Below are 19,826 nucleotides of genomic sequence, written 5' to 3' on the forward strand. Positions count from 1 at the left end.
CCGGGCCACCTCCGGTGGAATCCACGCCCACCCTTCCCGACTCCGAAAACTCACAGCCCCCGCCCGGCAGACCGCCGCCGGAGCCAGAGGTGGTGGACCCGCCGCCGCCCGACCCGGAGGCGGAGGTGTTGGACCCCACGCCCATCCCGACGACGGACGGCGTCCCGGGCCCCCTGCCGGGCGTCTACACGGACCAGGGCGAGGCGCCGGTGACGGACCTCATCCGCGGGCTCGTGTCCTTCCCCATCCGCGACGCGTCCGCGCTTGAGGAGCGCATCGCGGACATCTACAAGCCAGGCGGATCCCGCTTCCGTCAGTACATGACGCCCGCCGAGTGGATGGCGAAGCACGCTCCGTTGGAGAAGGACGTCACCGTCGTCACGGACTGGCTGAAGTCCGAGGGCATGCAGGTGCCCTACGTCGCCACCAACCGGCTGCTGGTGCAGTTCGTGGGCACGGTGGGCCAGTTCAACAAGGCGTTCGGCGTGACGCTGCGAGTGCTGGAGCGCAAGTCGCCGCAAGGCGGAAATGATCCGCACGACGTCTACGGCCTCGTGGAGACCATCAAGGCCCCCACGTTCGTGCAGCAGCGCATCCACGCCGTCGTGGCGCTGGACCTGCCGGCGGAGACGGGCACCCTGCCGGGCGAGTTCGGCCAGCCGTCCACGGAGCCGCCGAATCCCGTCAGCCGGGGCCTCACGCCGCAGCAGGTGGCGCGCGCGTACAACGTGGACTCGCTCTATGCGCAGGGCCACCAGGGCCAGGGCATGAAGCTGGGCGTGGTGATTGGCGCCAGCTTCCGGTGGAAGGACCTGCGCGCCTTCTGGAAGATGTGGGGCATCGAGCGCGAGGACCCCAAGGTCATCCAGACCATGGAGCCGCCCGTCACGCGCTACCGCGAAGGCACGCTGGACGTGGAGTGGGCCGCGGCGATGGCGCCCAAGGCGGAGGTGCTCGTCTACATGGGCCCGGACGCGCGCAACACGTCCATGCTCTACACCTACAACGAGGCCATTGGCCGGGGCGAGGTGAGCGTCATCACCACGTCCTTCGCCCACCGCGAGGACTCCGAACCCAAAGCGGTGCACGAGGCCTACAGCCACGCGAGCACCATGGCCGCCGCGCTGGGCATCACCGTCGCGGCGGCGAGCGGCGACTCCGCGGGCGTGGACGTCCCGGGCAACAGCCCCTACGTCACCGCCGTGGGCGGCACGCAGTTGAAGATGAACGGCATGACGGTGACGGGAGAGACGGCCTGGTACTACTCAGGCTCCGGCATCACCCGCACCTTCGCCACGCCGGAATGGCAGAAGGGCCTGGTCCCGATGCCCGCCAAGCGCGCGGTGGTGGACGTCGCGCTGAACGCGGACACCGGCTACTGGTACACGTGGCTGGGCGTCACCACGCCCAACACCGGCACGTCGTTCTCATCGCCCATCTTCGCGGGGATCATGACGGTGGTGAACGGCGCGCGCGCGGACGCGGCCAGGCCGAGGGTGGGCTGGCTCAACTCGCAGCTCTACACGCTGCCCGCGGTGCAGCAGACGTTCCGCGACATCACCGTGGGCGTCACCGACCGTCAGTACGAAGCCGGGCCGGGCTGGGACATCCCCACCGGCTGGGGCGCACCCGACGCGGAGGGACTGCTGCGGACCCTGCCTTGAGCGGGCAGGTGACATAGGGCGGACGGGCAGCCGAGCCCCGTCCCGGCTGTCATCCCGGATTGACGGGGTGTGAATGCATGCGCAGGGCGTGCTGTTCGGGACAGGACCATGTCCTTGCCCCCCCTGCGCGCATCCCTGTCCTGCCTCCTGCTCCTCGCAGCCGCTTGCAGCAATGCCGTCGCGGGACCGAGCGATGCCGTGGCGGAGAGCCCCTCCACGTCCGCTCCGGGGACCGTCGTCGGGACGCCCACTTCGCCCACCGCGCCCGTGGAGGACGTGGGCCAGGTGCCCACCACGCAGACGCCCACCGACACGGTGACGCCCGTGGAGACGCCCGCGACCGAGACGCCGGTCGTCAGCACGCCTGCTCCCACGACGGGCGTGTGTTCGCCGCTCGGCTCGCTGTCCAGCCTGACGGGCAACCTGACGACGTGGCTCCAGACGGCGCCCATCGCCACGGCCAACAGCGGCGGCTTCAAGGAGCCGGGCGGCACGGAGCTCGCCGCGTTCGAGGGCGCGTTCCGCACGCTGCTCACCGAAGGTCCCACGCCGCGGGTGGTGCAGGACCTGGCGGGGATGGGCTACGGCGTGTCCACCTTCCGCAACGACACGGGTGGCGGGTGGCTGGTGGTGCGCGAGCAGGGCCTGCTGTCGCGCGGCGGCGGCACCTTCATCATCAACCTGTTCCCCGCGCGCGACCTGTGGCTGGAGGCGCCGCACGCGGACTCTGATGAGGGCACGCTGCGTCAGACGGCCACGCAGCTGGTGACCCTGGGCGCTCGCGCGCTTCTCATCACCGGCAGCAACCGCTGCGCCGTCACCACCGCCAGCCCGTGCAGCGGCACCACCAGCGTGTGCGGCACGAAGGGCCTGCGCATCTCCGACGCCGCGCACTACGGCAACAACTTCTTCACCGCCGCGCACCGCGCGCTGCGCGACACGTACCCGGACGCCATCGCCGCCAGCATCCACGGCATGGACGCGGGCGACGGTCCCGAGGCCGCCGTGGTGAGCGACGGCACCAGCGCGCCGCGGCCGGATGCGCTCTCCAACCGCCTGCGCGACTCGCTCAACACCCACCTGACGGGCACCAAGAAGGCCTTCTCCTGCAACGCGGCGGATGACTCGGGCAAGCACCGCACTCTGTGCGGCACCAGCAACGTGCAGGGCCGCATCGACAACGGGGCCTCCGACGCTTGCTTCGCGGAGGCCGCCGCCGCCACGGACCGCTTCGTCCACCTGGAGCAGTCCGCCACGCTGCGCGGCACCGGCGCGTCGTCCAAGGCCGTCATGCAGGCGCTCGCGGACACCGTGCCCTGCACGCTCGGCGGTTCCGGCCTGGGCTGCCCTGCCGTGGTCGCGCAGGACTGCCCGTGAAGTGTCTCGCGAGAGACGTCCGCACGTGCCGTGCCAAGCGGCTGCTCGCCACGTGAAGCAGGAGGGCTGATCCGTCCGCGGATCCGATACCAGTGTCCGGGGCTGGGCATTCAGCGACACTGGAGGCCCGAAGTTTCGGTTGGACAGCGGACGCTTCTCAGCAGCCGAGAGGGGCAACCCTGGTCGGGTCCGGCGCCCTCCCTAGATTCGAGCGGCCACCATGGCGCTCCTTTCGACCCTGACACTCTTCCCGGCCTACTCCCTCGATACCTCCATCCTGGTGGCGGTGCTCGTGGGCGTGCTCATCCTGGCGCTCCTCACGGAGACGCTCGGGTGGGTGTTCGTGGGCCTCGTGGTTCCCGGCTATCTGGCCTCGGTGTTCGTCATCCACCCGGAGGCGGGCTGCACCGTCGTCGCCGAGTCGCTGCTCACGTACGGCCTGGCGCTGGCGTTCTCCAGCGGACTGTCCCGCACGGGGGCCTGGAGCGAGTTCTTCGGCCGAGACCGCTTCTTCGCCGTGGTGCTCGCCAGCGTGGTGGTGCGCGCGGTCAGCGAGACGTGGCTGCTCCCCGTACTGGGGCACTGGATGGACGAGCGGTGGGGCACGTCCTTCATCGTCGACCGCAGCCTGCACAGCATCGGCCTGGTGCTGGTGCCGCTCACCGCGAACGCCTTCTGGAAGCTGAAGCTGCGCCGGGGGCTGTGGCAGGTGGCGGTGCCGGTGGCGCTCACGTACGTCATCCTCCGCTTCGTGCTGCTGCCCGGCACCAACCTGTCCTTCTCCAGCCTGGAGCTGATGTACGAGGACGTGGCGCAGGACTTCCTGTCCAGCCCCAAGGCCTACATCATCCTGCTGACGACGGCGTTCCTCGCCGCGCGCTTCAACCTCAAGTACGGCTGGGACTTCAACGGCATCCTCGTGCCCGCGCTCCTGGCGCTCACGTGGCTGGAGCCGTTGAAGCTCGTGGCCACCCTGGCGGAGGTGCTGCTCCTGGTCGTGGCCGCGAAGGCGGTGCTGTCCGTGCCGGGGCTGCGCACGCTCAACCTGGAGGGACCGCGCAAGACGGTGCTCGTCTTCTGCCTGGGCTTCCTCGTGAAGTGGGGCATCGGCTGGGCCATGGGTGGCCGGATTCCAGGCCTCAAGGTCACCGACCTGTTCGGCTTCGGCTACCTGGTGCCCACGCTGCTGGCGGTGAAGATGCTGCAGAAGCAGGTGATTGCCCGCGTGCTGCTGCCCACGCTGCACACGTCGCTGGCGGGTTTCCTCATCGGCAGCCTCGCGGGCTTCGGGCTGTCGCTCATCGAACCGCGTCCGGCCACCGCGCTCACCGCGGAGGCGCCGCGCGACCACGTGCCCGGGCTGGGTCTGGACCAGTCTCCGCTGGGCCTGATGGTGCTGGGCCGCGCCACCGCGCGCGAAAGCGACGTGGGCGGGCAGTCGCTGCGGCTGAAGCACGGCGACCTGCGCGAATACAGCGGGCTGTGGAACGGACTGGACGCGTGGCTGGAGTCGGGCCGCGCGGAGAACATGAGCGCGCTGCGCACGAAGGCGGTGGCGCTGGGGCTGGAGCTTCGCGAGTTGCCCAAGCAGGACGGCGTGCCCGCGCGCTTCGCGCTGGTGGAGCGAGTGGAGGGCGCCGGCAAGGCGGGCTGGGACACGTCACTGCTCGTCCCCGGTGCGCAGGGGCCGGTGCTGGAGGTGCCGCGTCCCCTGACGGAGGCGCCGAGCGCCGAGGCCGCCGCGCTCCTGTGCGAGCGGGTGAACTGCCGCGCCATCATCGTGAGCGGCGTGGATTCCCGCCGCGCGGGCCTGGTGCTGGGTGACGCGCTGGCGCAGTCGGAGACGCCGCTGCGCCACGCGCACGACGCCCTGTCCTCACGGGAGCGGGTGCAGCTGCGCGTGGATCCGTCACTGAAGCCGGGCCAGGTGGTGCTGCACACGCCGGACGGCAAGGCGCCGCAGGGCCTGGACATGCTGTGGCCGGGCGCGACGGTGACCGCGACTCCGCCGCCGGAGCCTGGCGGCAACTGGGGTGAGTCGCGGGTGAGCGTGCTGCGCGCGGGCGCCGCGGACCTGGCCTCGCTGGTGATTGCGCACGCGCAGGCGCTGGCCGCGCCGATGACGGAGCGCGACGCGCTGGGCACGCTGATGGTGACGCCGGAAGTGGCGCGCGTGCCGGCGGTGCGGCCCTCGGACGCGGAGCTGCTGGTGCTGGAGCAGCAGGTGGCCTCGCCGCTGCTGGGCGGTGGGACGGCTGACGTGCCGCGGGAGCTGCGCTCGCGCTGGGCCGGTGCCATGGCGGCGCTGATGGGCCTGCGGGTGCATCCGGTGACGGAGTGCGCGGGTGCGGCCACCGGATGCTGGTGGGTGACGGACGCGGAAGACACGCCGGGCCGACTGGGCGCGGGGCTGATGGTGCGTCCGGGCGGTGCTCCGCTCGCGCTGGAGGTGCCGTCGCCGGCCCGCGAGGCGGGCACGCTGCCGGTGGCCGCGGAGCTGTGGCACGAGTCGCGCTCCACCGCGCTGGTGTTCGCCACCGCTTCCGGCGACATGCCCCACCCCGCCACCTTCGGTGAGCTGCGCACGAGCTTCCAGGCGTTCCATCAGGCGGTGCACCGCGCGCTGCCGAAGGAACAGGGCTGGGTGCTGCACCTGCGCGGCTTCTCCGGCCGGCCGGCCGTGGAAGCGGACGTGCTGGTGGACGTGGGCAGCCCGGTGCTCACTGAAGCGCAGCGGCCCGCGGACCTGGAGCGGCTGTTGTCGCAAGAGGGCCCGCTGGGCTGGCTGGGGCAGCGCGTGCGCTACCACGACGGCTCTCCGGAGCTGACGGGCCTCAACGACGCGAGCCCGCAGCAGGTCTTCTCCCGCACCTTCGGCGGGGCGCGGCTGGCCACGCTGTGGCTGTCCGAGCCGCTGCGCGGTGCCTTCGTGGGCCCCCGGCTCGTGGCGGAGGAGCTGGCCATCACGGGCCTGTTGCCCGAGGAGCCGCGCGAGTCTCCCGAGCGCGCGCTGCTGGCGGACCGGCTGGTGGCGCCGACGCAGCCGGTGTCCGCGGCGCTGAAGCAGCACTTCGCGGAGCTGACCGCCAGCGCGGAGCGCTACGTCTCACAGCAGAACGTGCATGACCTCCGCGCGCTGGCGGAGACGAAGCGCGTGGGCAATGTGACGCGTCAGGTGAAGTCCGGCTTCAGCGCCGAATACGGCCTGCCCTTCCTCCTGGTGGAAGCGCGGCAGGGCAAGCAGGTGCTGCGTGCCGTCTATTTCCTTCAGCAGCACCCGTCGCCGGCGAAGCGCGCGGAGCTGACCGCGGGTGACGCGGAGCTCGCGAGCACGGTGGACCTGGCGCTGCGGCACCGCCGTCCGGTGGTGCTGACCGGGGAAGTCTCCCGCGAAGAGGCCCGTCGATGAAGACCCGCAGCCGCGCCCTCGTGGCGCTCCTTGGACTGATGGTGGGCCTGGCCCTCATCTGGGGCGCGAGCCTCGCCGTGCTTGGCAACACCGACACGCCCACCGCGCGGCGCGACGCGAAGTTCGTCAACGCCGAGCGCCTCATCTTCTATCGCCTGGAGCCGGGCCGGGAGATGCGCGTGCGCGTCCCCGCGGAGGCCGAGGAGCTGCTCATCGTCACGCACGAGCTGCTTCCGGACGGCTCGCCCTACGCGCCGGAGAAGCAGTACCAGTACGGCCTCAAGGCCATCCTGCGCGGGCCGGACGGCGTCCTGCTGGAGCGCTCCATCTTCACGCGCACGCGCCAGAGCAAGGGCCAGCCGCAGGAGGACGGCACGTTCCTGGCGGAGAGCGCCTTCACCACGCACGCGGATCAACAGGTGACGGACGAGCGCGAGTTCGTGCTTCGCCTGCCCAAGGAGCGGCCGGACTACTCCGTGCTGTACCTGCGGGCCGCGGGCGCGAACGACACGCTCCTGGCGCGCGTCTACGTGCGCGCGCACCGCACGCTGCCGCTGCTCGCGTCGCAGAAGCTGGCCCAGGCCCGCGCGGAGGTGCGCGCCGGGCGTGCCACCTTCGAGCCCTTCGAGAAGCTCTCCGCCGACACGCGCCGCTGGCTCGCGGAGGAGCACTGGGAGCGCCTCAACGCGGAGGGCGAGGCGGGCACCGACTACCAGATTGAACCCGTCTACCGCACCCCGTACCGGCTGCCGCTGGTGGAGGCCACCGAGTCCGTGCAGGAGCGCCTGGGCGCGGGCCGCGCCGTGGCCCTCAACGTCACCGGGCCCGCGAAGCCGGTGCTGTGGCTGTGGAGCGACGCGACGGACACGAAGGCGCAGCCGCACGGCCCCGTGACGGTGCAGACGCTCTCCGCGGACGGCACGGCCCACACGATGGAGCTGCCGGGCCCCGTGGCGGGTTCGCCCATGTCGCATCCGCTGGAGCTGCCGGAGGGCGTGCACACGGTGATGGTGCGCAACGACGGCCAGGAGGACCTGCGCTACACGGTGGAGGGCCCGTTCGAGTCATGGCTGCTGCCCGCCGAGTCGCGTCCCCAGCCGGGCGTCGCGTCGGAGGGCCGAGTCGCCTTCCTGCCGGACACGCGCCGCACGGAGGCGTTCGCCACCGGCCCGGCGTGCCCGGTGCTGGAGCTGGACATCGATCCGCGCATGGACGCGGTGGGGCGGCTGGTGCGCATCGATGCGCGCTCGCTGGACCGCGTGCCCTCGCGCGAGCCGCTGCACCTGAGCCTCACGGTGCTGGATGCGCAGGGCCAGTCCCTGGGACAGGCCTCGCTGGACGCGACGCCGGAGCCCGCGCCGTTCGAGAGCGCGGCCCTGGTGCCGCTGCCGGGCGGCGCGCTGCCCTGCACGCCCGTGGCGACGGTGGCCCAGGACGCGGGCTCCGCGGGCTCTGGAGAAGTGACGGACCTGCCGGCGTGGGTGTCGGGCGCGACGAGCGCTCGGGTGTTCCTGCCGATGGGGGCGCGCAAGCTGCGCGTGGAGGCGCCGCGCACGACCATCGTGCAGCTCTACAGCTTCCTGTCCAGCGGTCAGCCCATCGCGGTGTCCACGCCGTACACGAACGACGCGCTCACCGGCGTGCGCTGGCGCAACGCGCCCGTGGATCAGCGCGCGTGGCACCCGATGCGTCCGGCGAACATGAACGCGCTGATGCAGGGCGGCGCGCGCATGGAGCTGCTCAGCCAGGTGCGCCTGGAGCCCGTGGGTCCCGAGGAGGAGAGGTCTCCGCCGACGGGCGACGCGGTGGTGGTGCGCCCGTATGGCTCGCCCTCGGTGGTGGAGGTGCTGGAGTCCGGACCGGCGGACACGGTGGACATGGTGAGGGCGCTGTCCACGGTGCTGGAGCCGGGCCGCGCGGTGCGGGCGCGCTTCGATGCGCGCACGCCCACCCGTCCGGAGGTGCGCCTGTCGCTGAAGGACGCGGCGGCGCTGGGCAACGAGGTGGAGGTGCTGCTCGACGGCGAGCCGCTGCACCGCTTCACCGTGCGCTCCACGCGGGCGAGGGAGCTGCTGCCGCCGCTGCCGCCGGGTGAGCATGAGGTGCTGCTGCGTTCCACGGCGCCGGGGCTGACGGCGCTGCTCAACCGGCCTCCGGCGGCGGGCAGCGGTCTGCGCTCGCGCACGGTGTATCCGGTGAGCCAGGGAGGGCTGCGTGTGCCGGTGCGCAAGACGGGGCCCGGCGCGGTCACGCTCAACGTGGTCGTCTACACGCCGGTGGCGGAGGGCGCGACCGAGCCCCAGCTATCCGTGACGGTGGATGGCGGCAATCCCGTGCGCCGCGCAAGTGTGTTGGTGCCGCACGTCACGCGCGCCGAGCGCACGGTGGTGCTGCCTGCCTCCGAGCGCGAGCCCGCCATGCCGGTGGGCCGCCCGGGCGTGAAGTGGTACGCGCGCACCGTGCCGGTGACGCTGGGCGAGGACATCGCGCCGGGCGTGCACACCGTGCGCATCCAGTCGCTGGGCACGGGGCCCATGTGGGCGCGGTTCTTCATGTTCGGCCAGGCGGTGGACAACGCCGCGCCGCGCATGTGGAACCGGGGCGGCTGGCAGCCCGACGAGGACATGTTGTGAGGTTCCTCGGGAGGACCGGGTCGTGGCGCCCGCTCGTGGCCGCGGGAGTCGTGTCGGTGCTGGGCGCTGGTGCGAGCGCCAACGCACAGCCGGCCATGCGCGCGAAGGCGGCCCCACGGGCTGCTCCGGAGCGCGTGCCCCAGGAGGATCCCACCGTGAACGTGCCCGAGCAGTCGGGGTGCCGCGTGGACGCGCGCTTCTCCGGGCTGTGGCCCCGAGCGGACGCCGTGACGTTCCACCCCACCACGCTGGAGGAGCGGACCGCGTTCGCGAAGCTCATCCCCGCGTTGCTGGCCGCCGCGCCGAAGCAGAAGGACGTGCCCCCGGAGCTGACGAACGTGGCCGCGGCCGTGGGCTTCTTCCTGGAGACGTGGACCACGCCGCGCGACACCTTCTGGGTGCTGCGGGAGCGGCCGGACCGCTACCACGGCGCGGGCGCGTATGTGATCCGCACGGGCGAAGCCACGAACGACGTGGTGCAGGTGCCGCACCCCTACTTCGACATCGGCACGGAGGACATCGGCTCCGCCCTCTTCGTCTGCCCTCCCGAGGGCCGCGCGCCACGCCTGTTCATGACCGCCACCGCGCACCGCTACAAGGGCACGCCCGGTGAGACGCCCGAGGATCCTGAGCACCCCGCGGACGTCGCGCACAACCCGGAGCACCTCTTCCAGACCGTGACGGACCTGGCCGCGCGCAACCTCTCCGCTCCGCGCGTGGTGCAGCTGCACGGCTTCGGCGAGACCAAGGTCCAGAAGGGCCGCACGGAGAAGCTGGCGGCGGTGCTCAGCGACGGGACGCGCAAGCCCGGCAGGTGGGCCCGGCAGGTAGCCGCACCGTTGGAGGAGGCACTTGGCCCTGGAGTGAAGCTGTTCCCGGACGGAGTGCAGGTGCTCGGAGGGACACAGAACGCGCAGGCCCGTCTGCTCCAGTCCTATCCGCAAGCCCGCTTCCTGCACCTGGAAATGTCATCCCGTACGCGCAAAGCGCTGGCGAACCCGGCGCGTCTGGACCGGCTGGCCCAGATTCTGTTCGCACCCTTGGAGGACTGAGCGCCGATGTTTCCTGTTCGACGCCGCGCCCGTTACACCCTGCTCGTGGGAGCGCTCGCGGCGCTGCCCGTCATCGCGCAGCCCACCGTCTCCCAGCCGTCCGTCATCGCCCGCTGCGAGGAGGGCATGACCTGGCAGCCGCGCGCCATCCGGGGGCCGGTGGCACTGGAGGACCTCCGGGGCCAGGCGCCCTACGTACCGGGCGGCGTGCCGCAGGTGACGGGCGCGATGGAAGTGACTTCCAAGAAGGGCGCGGCAGTGTGGCTGGGCCCGTTGGACGTGGTGCGCGTCACCGGCCCCGCCGGGGCGCTGCGCTTCACCCGCGTGCCGCTGTCGGAGGTCGGAGAAGCGCCCGAGCTGCGCGTGGAGGAAGAGGGCGTGTCGGAGCGTCCGGGCCGCTGGTACCTGGCGGAGCCCATGGGCGCTGGCAGCATCTGGTGGGTCACGGCGACGAAGAACGCCCGCATCGTGGTGGAGCGGCCCACGCACACGTCCACGGCGCGCACCGAGGAGCGGATGCGTGACGCGCTCCTCAAGTGGGTGGACGGCAAGGGGCCGCGCCCGGCGCTGGCCTTCGACGCGGCCACGCGAGCGCGGCTGGACGTGGACGCGGCGTTGGAAGCGGAGCTCGTGAAGGACCAGCCCGAGTCCTCGCCCTTCCGGACCGCGGTGCGCGATTGGCGCAAGGCGTCCGCACTGCGCGAGTGGGCGCTGGTGTCACCGCTCTACGGACAAGCGGTGCGCGTGGAGCGCCCGCGTCCCACCGGCACGGAGGTGGTGCTGGAGGGAATGGACGCGCCCTGGGTCCGCCCGGAGGGGAAGGGCTCGGTCTGGGCGTTGGAGATGGAAGGCCCGGGCGTGCTGTCACTGGAGGCGCGCGCCGTGCTGGGCAATGGCTCGCCCGCCGAGGCACCGACGGTGGAGGTGTACGGCGTGGGCGGGGTGCTCGCGCAGGCGCAGCTCACGCCGCGGCCCGCATGGGCGGAGGCGTCCGAAGGTGCGGCGCTGCCGGACGGGCGCACCGCGCGGGTGCTCGCGTCGGGTGAGCGCGTGGGCATCGCGGAGGAGCTGCGCGTGGCGCTGCCTCCGGGTAAACACAACTACCGCGTGAGCTGGAAGGGCCCCGCGCCGCTGATGCGTGCACGCGTCGCCACGCGCCGGCCCACGCTGTCCGAGGCGCTGTCGCACCAGACGCACTGGACTGAGCTGGCGGAGAAGGCATGGGAGGTGGTGAAGCAGGACCCCGCCGCCCGCCCATCGCTGCTGCGTCAGCGGTTGGTGGCGCTGATGCCGGACCTGGCGCGCGGCACATACGGACGCATCAAGACCGAGGGCCTGTCGCCGCTGCTGACCGTGATGGCTGCCCTGGGTGACGGCGACACGGACGTGGCGGTGGAGACGCTGAAGGCCGCGGATGCGTCGCCGCTCGCGTGGCACCTGCGGCTGCTCACCGCGAAGAAGCTCCTGGACGCGAACAAGCCGGACGTGGCGCACGCGCTCCTGGGCGCCGCGCCCGCGCTGCCGGACGCGGGCTTCCTCACCGCCGAGGCATCGGAGCTGGTGGCCCGCCTGCCGCTGGGGGATCCGCTGCGCAGCCGCGAGCTGGCCGCGCTGGAGCTTGCGTGGCGCGCGGATCCGCTGTCGGAGGACATCCGCCGGAGCTACCGCGCCGCGTGGTGGCGCGCGAGCCGCTGGTCGCAGGTGACGCCCGCGCCCCGCGACGATGGGACCGAGGTGAAGGCCTCGCACTGGCTGGATCTCCAGGGCATGGAGGCCGACGCGTCGATGACGGGCAGCGCGCTGTGGCCGCTCGCCGCAGGCGGCACCACGCACGTGCAGGCCACGGGGCTCGCGGAGGCCCCCACCCTGCTGCGCGCCTACGTGATGACGCCGCCGGGTGCGAAGGCGAATCCGGTGCTGCGCGTGGGGAGCAACGCCTTCCCGCTGCTGCCGCTGTCGGCGGTGGAACCGGTGGAGATTGCCCTGCCGCCGGGCGAACACGCGCTGAAGTTGGAGGGCGTGGAGGGAACGCGTGCGTTCCTGTCGCTCGCGCCCGCGAAGGCGGAGGGGACGCCGGGCGAAGTGGGCTACGTGCGCTCGCAGTGGCCGGTGAAGGTGGAGAAGAAGGCAGTGCGCTTCCGGGTGCCGGACGCGAAGCTGCCCTCGCCGGTGCGTGTGCAGCTGCGTCCGTTGAATGCCACCGCGGGCAAGCCGCTCGTGGTGCGCATGAACACGGATGTGGGCCATCCGCGCCGGCTGGTGCTGATGCCCACCGCCGCCAGCCCGCGCCACGTGGCGCTGGAAGGCGCGAAGGGCACGTCGTCCGCACCGGTGTCCGCGGTGGTGACACTGCCCGCGCAAGCGCGCGAGGTGTGGTTCGAGCCCGAGGATCCGAAGGCACAGCTCGCCGTCTCGCTGTCGGTGCGCCGCGCGGAAGTGGCCACGTCCGAGGAGTCCCCTGCCCTGCCGCAGCAACCGCAGGCAGGCACGGCGTACGAGACGCTCCAGGCGCTCTCCCGCGCGCTGCGCACGGGGCCCGATGACGTGGAGCCGCGCCTCGCGCGCGCCGAGCTGCTTTCATCGCTGCAGGAGGACGGCTTCGCCCGCGCGGACGTGGGCCGGCTGCTGGACGCGCAGGCGAAGCTGACGCCGGAGCAGCAGCGGCGACTGCTCGCGCTGATGGACCGCCTGTCGCAGACGGCCCCGCGCACGGTGCGCTTCACGCAGGCCATCACCCAGCCCACGCTGGTTTCCCCTGCGTTCCCGGCGCTGGACACGGAAGGTGCGAAGCTCACCACGCTCAGCGCCCAGGCTCGCGAAGGCCACACGGACGCGGCGCTCACGGCGGTGTCGGGAGACAAGAGCCTCGCGGGCCGCTACCTCCGTGCTCGACTGCTGTCGGCCTCGGGTGAGGACGCCGCGGGCGCGCTGGCCATGGCGGCGCTGTACAGGGAGACGGGCCTGCCGCAGGTGGGCCTGGAAGCGCTCGGAATGCTGGAGCGTCTGCAGGACTCGCCGCAGGCGTGGAAGGACGGCGGTGCGCCCCTGGGCGCGGCGCTCGCGAGCCAGCTCCAGGCATGGGCGGATCATCCGGATGTCCGCCGCATGCGCTTCACCGCGGGCCGCTGGACGCGCTGGGAAGGCCTGCGCGACGCGGAGGAGACCGCGGGCTCGCTCGTCGCCACGTCGGAGGCCGGCACGGACGACGAGGACGTCGCCATGTCCGTGCGCAAGGCGTTGCTCGCGCCCCCGTGGAAGCTGTCGGAGGCGAAGCTGCTGCCCGCCGGGGCCTCGCGCGTGATGAGCCTGGTGGTGAAGCAGCCCCGGCCCCTGGGCGCGGAGGTCCTCTGCGGCACCACCCCGCGTCCGGGCGTGGACGCCACCGGAACCTGCGCCTTCGCGCTCCGCGTGGACGGCCGCGTGGTGCGCGAGCTCCAGGTCGCCGAAGGAGAGACCGCCATCCTGGGCACGCGCCTGGACGTCCCCGGCCGTCACCAGGTGGAAGTGGTGATGGCGCGCGCCGACACGCAGCAGACCGGCCTCGTGCGCTTCGTGGAGTCCGAAGAAGCCAGCACCCACGCCCGCGTCGTGGCCGCCCCGCAGCCCCTCTCCCTCCTGCGCAGCCGTCCGGGCGCGCCGGTGGTGATGACCGTGCTGGGGCCCACCGCCCTGCGCGTGCGCGCCACCGCCCTGGCCCCCACCGCGGGTCGCGAATTGCTCCTGCGCAGCACGCCGCTGCCCTCGGGTGACGGCACTGGCGGCTCCAGCGCGGAGGAAGGCCCGCTCATGCACCTGGGCCTGCCCGAGGACGCCGACCCCGGCCTCCAGGGCGCGTCCCAACCGCTGGGCCGCATGGGCGAGACGTGGCTGCTGCTGCCCTCGCGCGGTCCGCACCGCGTGAGCCTGGAGTCGCCCACCGGTGAAGCCCTGGTGCAGGTGCAACTGGGTGTCGCCTCGGATCCGAGCGCGCTCGCGGCCCCGTCGTGGGCCCAGGGCACCACGGGCCTGGAGCCGCTGCCCTGGCCCGCGCTGCCGCCCAGCCTGTCGCTGCTGCCGGAAGGCATGCCTCCGGAAGCGCGCACCGACGGCCTGGGCATGGTGTCCGCGGAGATGGGCTATCGCAGCGAGGACGTGCAGGAAGGCGAGCTGCTCAACCGCCCGCTCCAGACGGGCCTGGAGGTCCGCCTGTCCCTGCGCCGTGAGCTGTCCCCGGGCCGCGCGTGGCTGCGCTTCACACCCGAAGCGCGCTACCCGCTGAACCGGGCCGCCGTGTTCGGCGGCACCGTGGCCGGCTATGTGAATCAGCTGCCCGGCGACCTGCGTCTGTCCATGCAGGGCTCCGTGTTCTCGCAGTCCATCGACGGTGCGATGCGCTGGAGCGCGCGAGGCCGCGTGGCGGCGGACCGCTACGTGCGCCTGTCCCCGGACGTGGGCCTCATCCCCGGCCTGGGCCTGACGCTGGAGTCCATGCAGGGCGGCAGCGCAGTGGACGCCACGCGCTACGACCAGAACGTCTACTGGCTCTACGGCAAGGACCACCCGAGGCGCCTGTCGCCCCGGCTGTCATTGCGCTGGCAGCCCTTCCAGGACCACGTGGCCACGCTGGGCATGTCCGCCGTGACCAACGCGAACTTCTACACAATGGACAACGCGGGCGCCTACGCGAGCTGGGCGGCGCTCCTGGGCGGCAAGCTCCAGGGCACGCGCGTGGAGCTGGGCTACGGCGCGTCACAGCGCTTCCAGGATGATCACCGCGCCACGGCGTACCTGCGCCACCGCGTGTCGGGCCGCCTGGACTGGAACGTGTGGATGGGCAAGGGCGGCAACCGGCTGATGCTCTTCGCGGAGGACCGCGCCTTCCTCTCCGGCCCGTACGGAATGCAGAACATGTTTTCACTCGGAGCGCGGTGGGATTGGACAGGTGGACGTGGGCTGCAGGACGTCACCCCCACCGATGAGGAGTTCGAGGAGCTGCTCGATGAACGACGTTTGCAGCCTTGAGGGTGCCTGAGCTGTCTTGATCCGAACGCGTGCCTGGGGGGGTCGGGCAGGTTTCTCAAGCAATGAATAGCTCTGGCCGCGACATGCACCTGGCGAACGAACCTCTCGAGTCCCAACTGCTGGAAGCCCTGCCCCCGCTGCACCGTCGAGTGCGCGGGGCCCAGGTCGAGGTCCTGTCCCAGCGGCTGGTGGAGTCGTGCCCTCGCCCCGCGGGCCTGGAGGGACTGGCCCCGTGGCTGGGCGTCGCCCTGGAGGCCCTGGAGACGGAGCTGTCCGCGGTCCACGCGGAGATCGTCCAGTTCACGCGTCAGCACAACGAGGCGCTGGATGACGCCGCCCGCCGCCAGGTGCTGGTGGATCACATCAAGGCCACGGTGAAGGACCGCAAGGACCGCAAGGAGGATCTGCGCGCCCTGGACCGGTGGATGGGCTTCGATGCCCTGCGCGAGCGGCTGGAGAAGCGCCGCCACAAGCTGCTGATCGAAGAAGAGACGGCGCTCCGTGCGCTGACGGGCGTGCTGGAAAAGACCCACGCGCAGGAGCTGCAACCCGCCGCGGTGCCACTGGCGAGGCAGCTGCTGGACCGCGCCGTGGACGCGCCCCGGGCGCAGAACCGCTCCGCCGCGCTGGAGGCCTTCCGGCAGCTCGCGCAGACGGTGCCGGGAGTCGCCGCGTCGCTGCCCGAAGTGGGCCCCACGCTGACGAGCCTCGCGGGCCAGGAGGACGTGAGTCCGTTCTTCCAGGCGGAGGCCCTGCGCGCGCTGCTCACGGTGGACGTGCTCGAGGGCATCACCCTGCTGCGCCAGCGTCTGCGTGCGAAGGCTCCGTCGGAGAGGGACTTCCTCTTCCGCCGACAGGTGCTGGAGCAATGCGCGCCGCTGCTGTCGGAAGAGCACCGCGTGCCGCTGCTCACCGAGGTCGCGCACCACGACCCGAGCGAATACGTGCGCATGGGCCTGTGCGCCCTCATCGCGCAGCGTCCGGAGGGGCAACCACTGCTGCGCCGTCTGGCGGGGCTGGAGCAGGTGCCGGCCGTCGCGGGACCCACTCTGTCGGAGCCGAGTCCACGCGTGCGCACCGCCGCCGTGCTGGCCGCGGTGGACGCGGCGCTCGCGTCGCCGAAGGTGAAGGGACAAGCGCTCCAGGTGCTGGTGGACGTGCTCGGCCGTGACACCGCGCCGCTGGTCCTGCGCGTGTCGTGCGAACGCGCCGCCGCGTTGGCGGAAGCGCTGGGGGCCGCCGGACTGGGCCCCGCGCACGCGGCGCTGCTGGACGCGGTGGAATCCCTGGCGACGCAGCCGGGCGCCACGGGGCCGGTGGTGGAGGCCGCCGCCGCCGCCGCGCAGGTGCTGCGCCGGGTGAAGGACCCGGTGCGCCAGGCGTGGACGGTGTTCCTCGCGGGCCGCGTCTCCAAGCTTCGCCCGGGCAGCCGCACGCGCATTCCGCTCCAGCCCGCGCCGGAGAACCTGCCGCCGATGCCGGAGGGCCCCGCGTGGTTGGGCGCCATCCTCGCGGACCTGTCGCAGGACGGGCACGGCCTGTACGCGGAGCGCACGGACAAGACGCTGACGCTGTGGCACGGCGACAGGCAGGAGCGCCGCCTGTGGCGCGTGTGGCACGAGCTGGGCCGCCCCGCGCCGAACAAGCGCCAGGCGTTCCTGCACACCACCGGCCGCGTGATGTCCGGCACGCTGCGCGCGCACCCGGGCCACCTGGACGAAATCACGGAGACGCTGGTCCCCGGCGAGCGCGTCCACGTGGCGAGCCAGGGCAGCTGGGGCCGTCACCTGCCCACGGTGGACGACCTGCTGGACCTGCCGCTGTCGAAGGACGGCAAGGTGCACCTGTTCAGCAGCCACGGCGAGACGGTGCTGGTGCCGCCTGCCTCGCGCCTGCGCCGGCTGACGAACCGACTGAAGGTGTCGAAGGACTACCGTCGGCTCGCGACGCTGCGGCTGGACTCACTGGGAGGCGAGGAGCCCCGCGAGCGCCGCCGCTTCGTGGAGCAGGTGGAGCGCGACCTGGGCGTCCAGGTGCGCTTCACGCCGTACGGTCAGCACAAGCAGATCCCTTCTCCGCTCGCCACGCTCTTCCACGAGCCGGAGGCCGCGCCGAAGCCCACGTCCACGCTGCACACGCCCGCGCTGTTGGGCCTGCAGAGCGGATTCCTGGCGCTCCTCACCGAGCGCATCATGGAGAACGAGGGCTACTTCCTCGGCATGGGAGGCAACGGCATCGCGGCGCTGGGCCTCTTCACCGCGGCGCTCTTCTCCGTCTTCCTGGGCGACACGTACGTGAAGCGCCAGAGCGTGCGGAAGTCCCGGGAGAAGATTCCGCTCGTCATCGGCGGCTGGGGCACGCGCGGCAAGTCCGGCACGGAGCGCCTGAAGGCGGCGCTCTTCTCCGGCATGGGCTTCGAGGTGTTCGCGAAGACGACGGGCTCGGAGGCGATGTTCGTGCACAGCGCCCCGGGCGCCGGGCCGTCCGAGTTCTTCATCTTCCGTCCCTACGACAAGGCCACCATCTGGGAACAGAAGGACATGGTGGAGCTGGGCGCGCGCCTGGGCACGGAGGTGTTCCTCTGGGAGTGCATGGCGCTGCAGCCCAACTTCGTCGAGCTGCTCCAGAACGACTGGATGAAGGACGACTTCGCCACGCTGACCAACGCCTATCCGGACCATGAGGACATCCAGGGCCCGGCGGGCATCAATGTCGCGTCGGTCATCACCAACTTCATGCCCAAGGGCGGCCGGGTGGTGACGACGGAGGACCACTTCCTCCCGCTCTTCAAGCAGGCGGCGCAGGAGAAGGACACCACGCTCCTGCACAGCGCGTGGTGGGAAGCGGAGCTGATTCCCGAGGAGTTCCTCGCCCTGTTCCCCTACCGCGAACACCCGCGCAACATGGCGCTGGTGGCGACGCTGGCGGAGCAGCTCGGCGTGTCGCGGCCGTACGCGCTGGCGTTGATGGCCGAGCACGTGCAGCCCGAAATCGGCGTGCTGAAGGTCTTCCCGCCGGCGAAGGTGCGCGGGCGGCAACTCCAGTTCATCAACGGGCACTCGGCGAACGAGCGCACGGGCTTCATGAACAACTGGATCCGCACGGGCCTGGGCGACGTGGATCCTGAAGCGAACCCGGAGCGCGCGGTCATCACCGTCATCAACAACCGCTGGGACCGCGTGTCGCGCTCGGAGGTGTTCGCGCGCATCATGGTGGAGGACGCGCCCGCGGACCGGCACGTGCTCATCGGCACGAACCTGGAGGGTCTCCAGAAGTACGTGCGCGGCGCGTTGGATCGGCACCTCATGAGTACGGAGGTCGTCGCGGAGGAGGAGGTCGCAAGCCCCGAGGGTCAGGCCCGCGCGGAGGCGAGGCTCGCGAAGGAGTTGGCGAAGCTGAAGGTGCCGCGTCCCACGAAGGCGACGTTCCTGGACCGGCTGGAGCGGTACGCGGCCGGCGCGGGGCTCCAGGCGGCTCACACGCTGGCGCTGACGGCCGCGGTGGAGAAGGCGCTGGAGGGCGGAGACGACGACGTGGGCGTGGAGAAGGTGCGCCGCTCGCTGGAGCGTGAGGTGGGCCCGCTCATCGACGAGGCGCTGTCTCCGGTGTCGCGCACTCAGCCGCAGACGCTGCCGGAGGTGCTGACGGCCGCGACGAAGGACGAGGTGCGCGAACACGCGCTGTATCTCCTGGCGCGCATGGCGGTGCACGCGCGGCTGAAGGCGCTGCTGCCCCGGGGTGAAGCGGATGCGCAGGGCCGCGTGAAGGCGTTCCACGCGAAGTTCCGCGACGCGTACAAGGCCATGATGCTGGAGCAGCTGGTGCCGGTGTCCGACTCGCAGGCGACGGGCGACCAGGTGGTGGACACGTGCGCTCGCGCGGTGGCGCCCGGGATGCAGGTGAGCATCATGGGCGCGCAGAACATCAAGGGCACGGGCCTGGATTGGGTGTACCGCTGGATGGCGCTGGACCGGGTGACGACGGCGCTGAAGGCGCTGGAGGGCACGTCGGTGGAGGCGCGGCGGCGGGCGCTGGAGTCGCTGGAGACGTTCGACGACTCGGGCTTCGTGGACGCGGGCCTGGCGCGCACGGTGCTGCCGGGACTCGTCGGCAAGGCCGCGTCGCCGGATGAGGCGGACCGGCTGCGCAAGCTGGCGGAGCGCGCGAGGGCGCGGCACGAGTTGAAGATTTCGGCGCTGACGCACACGGCTGAGGGCGGAGCGACGCAGGTGGTGGTGCGCAAGCTGGAGAAGGTCTTCGACTACCTGGACAGCGTGACGCGCCGCTGGCTGAGCGAGATGTTGCTGGAGGACCTGGAGACGGGCCGCGTGTCTCATGCACGCGCGGCGGTGGAGACGCGCAAGCTGTACGAGCGCCAGAAGGGCGGCTGGCTCTTCCGCGGCCTCAAGAAGCAGCCGAAGCGGGTCCCGGTGGTGGAGGCGCCCACGCCCGTCATGCCGTCCGCCGCGGAGGCGGTGTTCAAGGCGACGGTGGAGTTCCCCAGCACCAAGGTCCCGGTGCAGGTGCACCACGTCCCCATGGACACCCGCGCGCTGACGAAGACCGAGGGCCCTGTGCTGCTGCGTGACGAGCCGCTGAAGAAACAGGGACCGGAAGTGCTGGGACCCGAAGCGGCGGATGACGCAGGCGAGCCGCTGTCCTGAGTCCCCCCGAGCAAGAGACCCGAGGA

Annotated in this window: 7 protein-coding genes; all 7 read left to right on the forward strand. The window is 72.1% G+C overall.

All coding sequences use genetic code 11. The features are described 5' to 3' along the window. Positions 1 to 1,664, forward strand: a 1,664-nt coding sequence (locus D7Y15_RS22880; RefSeq protein ID WP_233605055.1) for a protease pro-enzyme activation domain-containing protein, incomplete at its 5' end; no start/stop codon positions are given. A 108-nt stretch (positions 1,665 to 1,772) separates the two neighbouring features. Next, on the forward strand, positions 1,773 to 3,041 hold the full coding sequence (locus D7Y15_RS22885) for a hypothetical protein (RefSeq protein ID WP_148712832.1): 1,269 nt from the start codon (positions 1,773 to 1,775) through the stop codon (positions 3,039 to 3,041). Positions 3,042 to 3,261: 220 nt separating this feature from the next. Then, the gene (locus D7Y15_RS22890) at positions 3,262 to 6,450 is read left to right on the forward strand and encodes a poly-gamma-glutamate biosynthesis protein PgsC/CapC (protein WP_120578071.1); all 3,189 of its coding nucleotides are present in this window, start codon (positions 3,262 to 3,264) and stop codon (positions 6,448 to 6,450) included. Continuing rightward, the gene (locus D7Y15_RS22895) at positions 6,447 to 9,083 is read left to right on the forward strand and encodes a hypothetical protein (RefSeq protein ID WP_120578072.1); all 2,637 of its coding nucleotides are present in this window, start codon (positions 6,447 to 6,449) and stop codon (positions 9,081 to 9,083) included. Before D7Y15_RS22890 ends, D7Y15_RS22895 begins: the two co-directional genes overlap by 4 nt. Before the next feature lie 35 nt (positions 9,084 to 9,118). Then, positions 9,119 to 10,135: a hypothetical protein gene (locus tag D7Y15_RS22900; RefSeq protein WP_121753904.1), complete on the forward strand. Its 1,017-nt coding sequence runs from the start codon at positions 9,119 to 9,121 to the stop codon at positions 10,133 to 10,135. A gap of 6 nt (positions 10,136 to 10,141) precedes the next feature. Then, a complete protein-coding gene (locus D7Y15_RS22905) occupies positions 10,142 to 15,136 on the forward strand; it encodes a hypothetical protein (protein WP_121753905.1) in 4,995 nt (1,664 codons plus the stop codon). Between the two features lie 62 nt (positions 15,137 to 15,198). Next, positions 15,199 to 19,800, forward strand: coding sequence for a hypothetical protein (locus D7Y15_RS22910; RefSeq protein ID WP_148712833.1), 4,602 nt, complete (start codon positions 15,199 to 15,201; stop codon positions 19,798 to 19,800). The last annotated feature ends 26 nt before the right edge of the window (positions 19,801 to 19,826 follow it).

The organism is Corallococcus sp. AB030, assembly GCF_003668965.1.
Lineage (GTDB): Bacteria > Myxococcota > Myxococcia > Myxococcales > Myxococcaceae > Corallococcus > Corallococcus exiguus.